General features: G+C 74.3%; 2 protein-coding genes. Both read left to right on the forward strand.

Going from position 1 to position 2,497, the window contains the following annotated elements:
* Positions 1-234: 234 nt before the first annotated feature.
* Positions 235-1,536 (forward strand): iron uptake transporter deferrochelatase/peroxidase subunit, encoded by a 1,302-nt coding sequence (gene efeB / locus ACFV4G_RS38345; protein ID WP_380447319.1) that lies wholly within the window; start codon positions 235-237, stop codon positions 1,534-1,536.
* 34 nt (positions 1,537-1,570) lie between these two features.
* A complete protein-coding gene (efeU, locus tag ACFV4G_RS38350) occupies positions 1,571-2,398 on the forward strand; it encodes an iron uptake transporter permease EfeU (protein ID WP_380447321.1) in 828 nt (275 codons plus the stop codon).
* The last annotated feature ends 99 nt before the right edge of the window (positions 2,399-2,497 follow it).

Here is a 2,497-nt window from a genome sequence, read left to right on the forward strand (position 1 = left end):
GCGCGGGGGGGGTCGAGCGCGCGCCCCCGGGGGGGCGGGCGCGGGGGCGCGGCGGGGGGGGCCCCCGCCCCCCCCCCCCCGCGGGGGTGGGCCCCGAGCCGCCGACCATCCGATAGTCGTCAAGTCGCCGACCCCCAGCCCGTATTCACCACACCCCACGGCCGCCGTGGCGGCCCCGTCCGGTCGTCACGGCAGCCGTGGGACCCAGCAGCACAGAGAAGGGCCCGCCCGCCGATGGACGCCGAGAACCCGATGGACCGCACGGACACGGCCGCTGCCGACGCCGACCCCCGCAGCGCGGTCAGCCGCCGCGCCGTCATCGGCTGGGCCGGGGCGGGCGTCGCGCTCGGCGCCGCCGCCGTCGGCTCGGTCGCCGCCGCCACCCGGCAGGACGACCCCGCACCGGCGCCCGCCGCGGCCCCGGGCGCCGAGGTGCCCTTCTACGGCGACCACCAGGCCGGCATCGCCACCCCCGTCCAGGACCGGCTGCACTTCGCCGCGTTCGACGTCTCCGAGAAGGCCACCCGCGATTCGCTGGTCAAGCTGCTCAAGGAGTGGACGAAGGCCGCCGCGGCCATGACCGGCGGCCGCGAGGTCGGCACCGGCGCCGCCAGCGGCCTGCCCGAGGCGCCGCCGGACGACACCGGCGAGGCCCTCGGCCTGCCCGCCTCCCGGCTCACTCTGACGATCGGCTTCGGCCCGGGCCTGTTCGAGAAGGACGGCGTCGACCGCTTCGGCCTCAAGGCCAGGCGCCCCGAGGCCCTGATCGAGCTGCCGAACTTCAAGGGCGACAAGCTCGACCCGCTGCGCAGCGGCGGCGACCTCTGCGTCCAGGCCTGCGCCGACGACCCGCAGGTCGCCGTGCACGCGATCCGCAACCTCGCCCGGATCGGGATGGGGACGGTGAGCATCCGCTGGTCGCAGCTGGGCTTCGGCAAGACCTCCTCCACCACGCCGGACCAGCAGACCCCCCGCAACCTCCTGGGCTTCAAGGACGGCACCCACAACATCGCGGGCACCGACACCGCCCGGCTGGCCGACCACGTGTGGGCGGCCCCCGGCGACGGCCCGGACTGGATGACCGGCGGCTCCTACCTGGTCGCCCGGCGGATCCGGATGCACATCGAGACGTGGGACCGCACCTCGCTCAAGGAGCAGGAGGACGTCTTCGGCCGCACGAAGGGCGAGGGCGCCCCCTACGGCAAGGCCCGGGAGCACGACGACCCGGACCTCAAGGCGATGCCGGCCGACTCGCACGTCGCCCTGGCCCACCCCGACGCCAACAGCGGGCTGATGATCCTGCGCCGCGGCTTCTCCTTCACCGACGGCACCGACGGCCTCGGCCGCCTGGACGCGGGCCTGTTCTTCCTGGCCTACCAGCGCGACAGCCGCAAGGCGTTCGTGCCGCTCCAGCAGCGCCTCGCGGCGAGCGACAAGCTCAACGAGTACATCCAGCACGTCGGTTCCGCGCACTTCGCCTGCCCGGCGGGCGTCCGCAAGCCGGGGGAGTGGTGGGGCCAGGCCCTGTTCGGCTGATCCCGCATACCCCTATCACCCCGAGGAGTCAGCCGTGTTCGGCAACTACCTGATCGGCCTGCGCGAAGGCCTCGAAGCCAGCCTGGTCGTCTGCATCCTGATCGCCTACCTGGTCAAGACCGACCGCCGGGACAAGCTGCCGCCGGTGTGGCTCGGCGTCGGCTCGGCGGTCGTGCTCAGCATGGCGTTCGGCGCGGTGCTCCAGTTCGGCTCCTCGCAGCTCACCTTCGAGGCCCAGGAGGCGCTCGGCGGCAGCCTGTCGATCGTCTCGGTCGGCCTGGTGACCTGGATGGTCTTCTGGATGCGGCGCACCGCCCGGCACCTGAAGACCGAGCTGCACGGCAAGCTGGACGCGGCGATCGCGATGGGCACCACGGCGCTCGTCGTCACGGCCTTCCTCGCGGTCGGCCGCGAGGGCCTGGAGACGGCGCTGTTCATCTGGTCGGCCGTGCAGGCCACCGACGACGGGTGGAACCCGCTGGCCGGCGCCGCGCTCGGCCTGCTGACCGCCGTCGTGCTGGGCTGGCTGTTCTACCGCGGCGCGCTGCGGATCAACCTGGCGAAGTTCTTCACCTGGACCGGAGCGATGCTCGTCGTCGTCGCGGCCGGCGTGCTCGCGTACGGCGTGCACGACCTCCAGGAGGCCGGCTGGCTGCCGGGCCTGCACAGCCTGGCCTTCGACATCAGCAGCACGATCCCGAAGGACAGCTGGTACGGCACGCTGCTGAAGGGCGTGTTCAACTTCCAGCCGGACCCGACGGTCCTCCAGCTGGTGGTCTGGCTCGGCTACCTCCTCCCGACGCTGGCCGTGTTCTTCGGCCTGTTCGGCGGGAAGGCGACCCGCAAGCCCGTCGCCGCCTGACCCGCCCGTTCGCCTCGACCGGCCCCCCCCGCCCACCCCCCCCCCCCGGGGGGCGCGGGGGGGGGGCGGTGGGGCGGGGGGGCGCGCTCGGACTCCCCC

Source organism: Kitasatospora sp. NPDC059747 (assembly GCF_042732955.1).
Taxonomy (GTDB): Bacteria; Actinomycetota; Actinomycetes; order Streptomycetales; family Streptomycetaceae; genus Kitasatospora.

Excerpts from the sequence above, each read along its gene's own strand:
- efeB (WP_380447319.1), top strand. The coding sequence starts at position 235 with ATGGACGCCGAGAACCCGATGGACCGCACGGACACGGCCGCTGCCGAC.